The organism is Novosphingobium sp. 63-713, assembly GCF_001898925.1.
Taxonomy (GTDB): domain Bacteria; phylum Pseudomonadota; class Alphaproteobacteria; order Sphingomonadales; family Sphingomonadaceae; genus Novosphingobium.
On sequence record NZ_MKVS01000044.1, the window covers coordinates 24394 to 30767 of the forward strand.

9 protein-coding genes and 1 tRNA gene are annotated in these 6374 nt (G+C 62.8%); 6 read left to right on the forward strand and 4 right to left on the reverse strand.

Features of this window, described 5'->3' with window-relative positions:
* Nucleotides 1-7 precede the first annotated feature (7 nt).
* Nucleotides 8-1021, forward strand: a complete 1014-nt coding sequence (gene hemH / locus BGP00_RS17150) for a ferrochelatase (RefSeq protein WP_292687541.1) — start codon at nucleotides 8-10, stop codon at nucleotides 1019-1021.
* 18 nt (nucleotides 1022-1039) lie between these two features.
* On the opposite strand, the gene BGP00_RS17155 is transcribed toward hemH, so the two are convergent.
* The gene (locus tag BGP00_RS17155) at nucleotides 1040-1231 is read right to left on the reverse strand and encodes a DUF1674 domain-containing protein (RefSeq protein WP_168605102.1); all 192 of its coding nucleotides are present in this window, start codon (nucleotides 1229-1231) and stop codon (nucleotides 1040-1042) included.
* Between the two features lie 54 nt (nucleotides 1232-1285).
* Between BGP00_RS17155 and BGP00_RS17160 the strand changes: the two genes are divergently transcribed.
* Entirely contained in the window at nucleotides 1286-2512 is a 1227-nt protein-coding gene (locus BGP00_RS17160; RefSeq protein ID WP_292687500.1) for an RsmB/NOP family class I SAM-dependent RNA methyltransferase, read from the forward strand.
* Between the two features lie 9 nt (nucleotides 2513-2521).
* Here BGP00_RS17160 and BGP00_RS17165 read toward each other — a convergent pair whose 3' ends face one another.
* Nucleotides 2522-2827, reverse strand: coding sequence for a hypothetical protein (locus tag BGP00_RS17165; protein WP_292687498.1), 306 nt, complete (start codon nucleotides 2825-2827; stop codon nucleotides 2522-2524).
* Nucleotides 2828-2925: 98 nt separating this feature from the next.
* On the reverse strand, nucleotides 2926-3456 hold the full coding sequence (gene msrA / locus BGP00_RS17170) for a peptide-methionine (S)-S-oxide reductase MsrA (RefSeq protein WP_273618299.1): 531 nt from the start codon (nucleotides 3454-3456) through the stop codon (nucleotides 2926-2928).
* A 97-nt stretch (nucleotides 3457-3553) separates the two neighbouring features.
* Here msrA and aguB point away from each other — a divergent pair, with 97 nt between their 5' ends.
* The 3 genes from aguB to BGP00_RS17185 all read left to right on the forward strand — a co-directional run bounded on the left by aguB (nucleotide 3554) and on the right by BGP00_RS17185 (nucleotide 5030).
* On the forward strand, nucleotides 3554-4426 hold the full coding sequence (aguB, locus tag BGP00_RS17175; protein ID WP_292687492.1) for an N-carbamoylputrescine amidase: 873 nt from the start codon (nucleotides 3554-3556) through the stop codon (nucleotides 4424-4426).
* The gene (gene folK, locus BGP00_RS17180; protein ID WP_292687490.1) at nucleotides 4410-4928 is read left to right on the forward strand and encodes a 2-amino-4-hydroxy-6-hydroxymethyldihydropteridine diphosphokinase; all 519 of its coding nucleotides are present in this window, start codon (nucleotides 4410-4412) and stop codon (nucleotides 4926-4928) included. Before aguB ends, folK begins: the two co-directional genes overlap by 17 nt.
* 26 nt (nucleotides 4929-4954) lie before the next feature.
* A tRNA-Lys gene (locus BGP00_RS17185) sits at nucleotides 4955-5030 on the forward strand.
* 109 nt (nucleotides 5031-5139) lie between these two features.
* On the opposite strand, the gene BGP00_RS17190 is transcribed toward BGP00_RS17185, so the two are convergent.
* Nucleotides 5140-5655 carry a hypothetical protein gene (locus BGP00_RS17190; RefSeq protein WP_292687488.1) on the reverse strand — a complete coding sequence of 172 codons (516 nt, stop codon included), beginning with the start codon at nucleotides 5653-5655 and terminating at the stop codon, nucleotides 5140-5142.
* A 208-nt stretch (nucleotides 5656-5863) separates the two neighbouring features.
* Here BGP00_RS17190 and BGP00_RS17195 point away from each other — a divergent pair, with 208 nt between their 5' ends.
* Nucleotides 5864-6190 carry a helix-turn-helix domain-containing protein gene (locus BGP00_RS17195; protein WP_292687486.1) on the forward strand — a complete coding sequence of 109 codons (327 nt, stop codon included), beginning with the start codon at nucleotides 5864-5866 and terminating at the stop codon, nucleotides 6188-6190.
* Nucleotides 6191-6374 lie beyond the last annotated feature (184 nt).

A 6374-nucleotide genomic window follows, 5' to 3' on the forward strand; every position in this document is an offset into this window, starting at 1 on the left:
AATGATGATGAAGCGCCCTTCCGATCACCCGCCTGTGGCCGCCCCGCGCGTGGGGGTGATGCTGGTCAATCTGGGCACGCCGCAGGCGCCCACGGCATCGGCGGTGCGTACCTATCTGGCCGAATTCCTGTCGGACCGACGCGTGGTGGAAATTCCGCGCGCTGTGTGGCTGCCGATCCTGCATGGCATCATCCTGCGCACGCGCCCGGCCAAATCGGCCCATGCCTATGCGCAGGTATGGACGGACCAAGGCTCGCCTCTGGCCGCGATCACGCAGGCGCAGGCGCAGGATCTGCAGGTGCGGCTGGGCGAAACGGTGATGGTCGATTGGGCGATGCGCTATGGTGCGCCCTCGATCCCCGATGTGCTGGAGCGGATGAAGGCGGCGGGTTGCGAGCGCATTCTGGTCGCCCCGCTCTATCCGCAATATTCGGGCGCCACCACGGCCAGCGTGATCGACCGGCTGGGCGAGGGGCTGGCGGCGATGCGCTGGCAGCCTGCGATCCGCACTCTGCCGCCTTATTATGACGATCCGGCGCATATCGAGGCTTTGCGGGCCGATCTTTCGGCGCAGTTGCGCGCGATGGCTTTCGTGCCGCAGGTCTTGCTGCTCTCGTTCCACGGTATGCCGGAGCGCACGCTGCATCTGGGCGATCCCTATCATTGCCAATGCCGCAAGACCGCGCGCCTGCTGGGCGAGGCGTTGGCGAGGGAATTTCCGGGGCTGAAGGTGGAAACCTCGTTCCAGTCGCGCTTTGGCCGCGCCAAATGGCTGGAGCCTTCGACCGAGGATACGCTGGCCCGTTTGGCGGGCGAGGGTGCGGCGCAGGTGGCGATTGCCGCGCCCGGATTTTCCGCCGATTGCGTCGAAACGCTGGAGGAACTGGCGATCCGCGGGCGCGAGGTGTTCGAGGAAGCGGGCGGAAAAGATTATGCCGTGCTGGAATGCCTCAATGCAGGCGCCGATGGCATGGCGATGCTGGAAGCGCTGGTGCGGCGGGAATTGCTGGGCTGGGTCTGAGCCTTCAGAAATCCGCCCTTAAAAATCCCAAGCAATCCCCTTGCGGGTGAAATCGCCATAGCGCGTGGGCGAGAGGCCCTCGGGGTCTTCCTCATCTTTCGGCGGGGCCGGGGTGGGCACGGGATCGTTGGTCCAATGCTGCGGCTTGGTGAAAGTGCCGGGGCGCTGGGTGGCGCGCTGGATCGGCCGGGGGGTGGCATCGTCGGTCATGGCCTTGCCATGCGCCTGCTGGCGCTGGAATGCAATATCCCCTAAGGGCTGCCGATGAACCAACGCAACACCGCCGAAACCGTCCCCGGACTTGCTCCCCGCCGCGCCGCTTTGCGCCTGATGGATGCGGTGCTGCGCCGGGGCGAAACACTTGATAATGCGGCCCATGCCGCTACGCAGGGCCTGCCCCAGAATGACAAGGCGCTGGCCCGCGCGCTGGCGGGCGAGGCGATGCGCTGGATGGTAGATCTCGACGCGCTGATCGATTCGGCCACCAAGCAGATTCTGCCCGAGGATGCCAAGCCGCGCGCTGTGCTGCGTCTGATGCTGGCGGGCTGGCTGCGGTTGGAAACGCCGCCCCATGCGGTGGTGGCCACCGGGCTGGAACTGCTTCAGGGCGGGCCGCGCCGGTTGGCGCATGGCGTCTTTTCCGCGCTGGTGAAGCAAGGCGTGACGCTGCCCGCAGTCCCGACCCTGCCCGAGCCCGTGGCGGAGCGCTGGGGCGAGCGGGGCGAGGCTATCGCGGCGGGTCTGGCCGTGCCGCCGCCGCTGGATCTGACGGTGAAGGCGGGCAAGGACGCGCCCGAGGGCCTGTCGCTGATGCCCGGCCATGTGCGCCTGTCGCGCGGGGATGCGGTGGAAAGCCTGCCCGGTTTTGCCGATGGCGATTGGTGGGTGCAGGATCTGGCCGCCTCGATCCCGGCGCGCCTGATTGGCGCGGGAACGGGCCGCGTGCTGGACGTTTGCGCGGCGCCGGGGGGCAAGACGATGCAACTGGCAGCCGCCGGTTGGGATGTGACCGCGCTGGACAGCAGCCCCAAGCGGATCGAGCGGATGCGGGCCAATCTGGCGCGCACCGGGCTGGAGGCTGATCTGATCGCGGTCGATGCGCTGAAATATGCGCCGGAGGAGCTGTTCGACTCGGTTTTGCTGGATGCGCCCTGTACCGCCACGGGCACATGCCGCCGCCATCCCGATGTGCTGCACCGTATCGGCCCGCGTCAGATTGCCGAGATGGCCGAATTGCAGGAGGCTTTGCTCGCCCGCGCTGCGGAATGGCTCAAGCCCGGCGGCGTGCTGGTCTATGCGGTCTGCTCGCTGGAGCGCGAGGAGGGTGAGGAGCAGGCGGCCAAGGTGGGCCTGACCGCCGATCCGATCCGGGCCGAGGAATTGCCCGCAGGTCTGGCGCCCACGCAGGAAGGCTGGCTGCGCACCGATCCGGGGATGCTGGGCGAGGTCGGCGGGCTGGACGGGTTTTTCGTGGCGCGTTGGCGCAAGTAGACCGGGCGGTCAGAGAATCAGCGTGGCGGATTTGTCCGCCGCCTGCGCCATCAGGCTCAGCGCCTGATGGCCGCGCCCGGTGAGGCAATAGCGCCCCTCGACCATCTGTTCGACCAGCCCTTCGGAACATAGCGCCGAGAGCCAGAGCAGCGCCGTGGCCACGCCTTCCGGCCCCAGATCGGCCAGATCGGCGGCGCCAAGCCCTTCAAACCCGACCAAATCGAGCCGCATCAGCAGGTCGATCCCATCGACCGGAAACATCCGGTTATGCAGAATGCGCACCGCGGTGATGATGTGATGCAGGATAGCGAACATGGGACCGGCCTCTCTTTGGGGTGAGGCCTGATCCCATGGAATGATAAATCGGAAAATCGATCAAAGATGATTTTTGCAATCGTCTTTATCGATTGGGCCTACCCCTTCAGCCTGTCGGCAAAGCCCTTCTTCAGCTTGGCCAGCTTGGGCGGGATCACGGCCAGACAATAGGGGTTACGCTGGCCTTCGCCCTCCCAGTAGTCCTGATGATAGTCCTCGGCCGGATACCATGGGGCGATGGGCTCGATCGTGGTGACGATGGGGGCGGGCCAATCCTTTTGCGCGCGCAGCTTGGCGGTTTCCGCCTCGGCGCTTTGCACGGCGTCGAGCGGGAAGATCGCGCTGCGATATTGGGTGCCCACGTCATTGCCCTGACGGTTGAGCTGCGTGGGATCATGCGTGGCAAAGAACACATCGAGCAGCGCGCCATAGGACAGGACCGCCGGATCAAAGGTGATGCGGATCGCCTCGGCATGGCCGGTCGCGCCGCTGCACACCTGCTTGTAGGTGGGATTTTCCACCGCGCCGCCGATATAGCCGCTTTCCACATTCCTGACCCCGGCCAGTTGCCGAAACACCGCTTCGACGCACCAGAAACAGCCGCCTGCGACAATTGCCTGCTGGGCCATGTCTATTCTCCAATCTTTCGTGAATGGCCCCTAGATAGGGACAAAAGCGCCGCCTGCAATGGTGGACATATTTCCGCCCCCGACATAGGAAGCCGCCATGACCGAACGCACAATCACCGTCGCCGCGCTGCAACTGGCGCTGGGCAGCCAGGATGAGGCGCAGAATATCGGCGCGACTGTCGCGCTGGTGGAACAGGCCGCCGCGCAGGGCGCGCAGATCATCCTGCCGCCCGAACTGTTTTCCTCACCCTATTTCTGCACGGTCGAGGATGAGGCGCTGTTTGCCCTTGCCCGCCCGGTGGCGGAGCATCCCAGCGTGATCGCGATGCAGGAACTGGCGCGTAAGCTGAAAGTGGCGATCCCGACCAGCTTTTTTGAGCGCGACGGGCACCATTATTACAACACGCTGGCCATGATCGACGCCGATGGGCAGATCATGGGCACCTATCGCAAGAGCCACATTCCCGACGGGCCGGGCTATGAGGAAAAATACTATTTCCGCCCCGGCAACACCGGTTTCAAAGTGTGGGACGTGTTCGGCACGCGCATCGGCGTGGGCATCTGCTGGGACCAGTGGTATCCCGAATGCGCGCGGGCGATGGCTCTGATGGGCGCGGAAATGCTGTTCTATCCGACCGCCATCGGCACCGAGCCGTATAATGCCGATCTGGACACCAGCCGCATGTGGCGCCGCGCGATGCAGGGCCATGCGGTGTCGAACTGCATGCCCGTGATCGCCGCCAACCGCATCGGCGCCGAGGCGGCCTATGGCGGGCCGGAGCAATCCTATTACGGCCACAGTTTCATCAGCGACGAATGGGGCGATCTGACGGCCGAATTTGGCGCGGGCGAAACCGGCGTGCTGGTCCAAGCGCTCGATCTGGCGCGGGCGGCGACGCACCGGGCCGGGATGGGCTTTTTCCGCGACCGCAGGCCCCAGCTTTATACCCGCCTTGCGCAAGATATCTGACCTCTATGTGATCGCGCTCGGCTCGAATGTGCGCCATGCGCGCCATGGCGGGCCAGAGCGCGTGTTGCGGGCCGCCGTGGGCGCGCTGGCGCAGGCGGGGCTGGGGATCGAGGCGATGGCGCCGGTGATTCGCAGCGCGCCGCTGGGGCCATCCTTGCGGCGCTATGCCAACGGGGCGGTGCTGGTGCGATCGGATCTGGGGCCGGTGGCGATGCTGGCCCTGCTCAAATCCATCGAGCGCGAATTTGGGCGGCGTGGCGGAAAACGCTGGGGTTCGCGGGTGCTCGACCTCGATATTGTGCTGTGGGGCGGGGGTGAATGGCGCTCTGCCGGGCTTTGCGTGCCCCATGCCGCTTTTCGGCTGCGTGACTTTGTTTTGCGCCCGATGGCCGCACTTGTCCCCAACTGGCGCGATCCGCGCACAGGTTTTAGCATCAAACAGTTACACAGCCGCTTGACCCGGAGCCTCCGCGCCCCTAGGGAACCGCGACCCGAAGCCTGAAGCACCGACTTCAGCCGCACATATGGGGGCCCATAGCTCAGTCGGTAGAGCAACTGACTTTTAATCAGTAGGTCGCTGGTTCGAATCCAGCTGGGCTCACCAAATATTTCAATATGTTAAGTGGTTTGCTGATCCCGCACATTGGAGATCAGCAACCACATAGCAACCACGAAAACGGGTATGAGAGGGTGGTGTAGGGGAATCTAATCCCCTAGTCTTCGCTGGCATGAGCGTTCTGCCGCCCCGTGAAGCCGGGCTCTCGATGGCCTGCCTTGAGCTTTTTCGCTATCTTGCGCAATCCAGCTTGCTTCACAAATCCATTGAAATAGCGAGATGGGACTCCATGCCGATAGGCATATTCCATTGCATCGCTTAGCTCGCTGCGGCGGGTTCGCCCCATTGCAATGGTATCACCCAGAAATGCAATCAGCCCGATCTTGAAGGGGCGTCCCTCAATCGAATGCTGCCCTGCCTTGAGGGGGCGTGCATAATCCACCTCGTCCACCAAGATTTGCCAGCGATTCTGTTGCACCATCTTGGCGAGATGTCCGTAGATCGTTCTCGCGAGCCAATCGTCCTTCTCTTCCTCAAATGCGGACTCCGAGGTGTTGGAGGGCTCCAGCCATTTCTTGACGACATTGCTGCGGATTTTTTTGAAGGCTCTGAGTTGTGCTCGTTTCTCGGGTGTGGGGTGTGAATGGCCAGTACGAGGTTTGGGATGAGGCATAAATAGGTGTCCTCCAAATTACGGACACTATCTCCGGTTTTAAGCCAGAACTCTAGCGATTTTACGTAAAACTTGGTCAATTGCCGCGATGCCTAGGGGCGAAATGTGCGGGGATGCAATTCGGTAAATGGAGGAGTGCCTGCGCATCCGCGCAGGACGGGGCGCTGAATTTTACAGCCCTCGTTTCCCGAATAAGGAAAGACGTCCCATGGTTAAATCCGATGTCACACACACCTGCCCGCACTGCCAACGCAATCAGGCGAAGGCTGCAAAGCTTGAAAAGAAGGTTAAGAGGCTCACCGCCAAGATCGCCAAGTTCTCTGTGAACACCGCTGGCAACGGCGTTAGGAAGATCTTCTTCAACGAGAAGGAAGTTGCAACTCGACTCGGACTCAGCGTCAAAACTCTGCAGAACTGGCGTGGGCTTGGGAAGGGGCCTAAATTTCATAAGTCTGGCCGGATGGTGCGCTACCGGCTGAGGGATATCCTAGCTTGGGAAAAATCCTTGTCCACTAACGGTGGACTGCCTGAATGAGCGGCCACTTCTGGTGATGCTGCTTTTCGGTAGCGCTATGTAATAACCGAGAGAGTGCTCAATGCGGTGCTCTCCCGGTTCTCGGAATGTCTGGCCTGCTGCCGGTTTGATGGACACCGAGATAAGGTGTTTTCATCAACCGGAGTGATCGATGCAACGAAGGAAGTTCAGCCGCGAGTTCAAG

Bases quoted from the DNA above. Each gene is read 5' to 3' on its own strand.
- hemH (WP_292687541.1), top strand. From the start codon at position 8: ATGAAGCGCCCTTCCGATCACCCGCCTGTGGCCGCCCCGCGCGTGGGG.
- BGP00_RS17155 (WP_168605102.1), bottom strand. From the start codon at position 1,231: ATGACCGACGATGCCACCCCCCGGCCGATCCAGCGCGCCACCCAGCGC.
- BGP00_RS17195 (WP_292687486.1), top strand. From the start codon at position 5,864: ATGGTTAAATCCGATGTCACACACACCTGCCCGCACTGCCAACGCAAT.
- aguB (WP_292687492.1), top strand. From the start codon at position 3,554: ATGACCGAACGCACAATCACCGTCGCCGCGCTGCAACTGGCGCTGGGC.
- BGP00_RS17190 (WP_292687488.1), bottom strand. From the start codon at position 5,655: ATGCCTCATCCCAAACCTCGTACTGGCCATTCACACCCCACACCCGAG.
- msrA (WP_273618299.1), bottom strand. From the start codon at position 3,456: ATGGCCCAGCAGGCAATTGTCGCAGGCGGCTGTTTCTGGTGCGTCGAA.
- BGP00_RS17160 (WP_292687500.1), top strand. From the start codon at position 1,286: ATGAACCAACGCAACACCGCCGAAACCGTCCCCGGACTTGCTCCCCGC.
- BGP00_RS17165 (WP_292687498.1), bottom strand. From the start codon at position 2,827: ATGTTCGCTATCCTGCATCACATCATCACCGCGGTGCGCATTCTGCAT.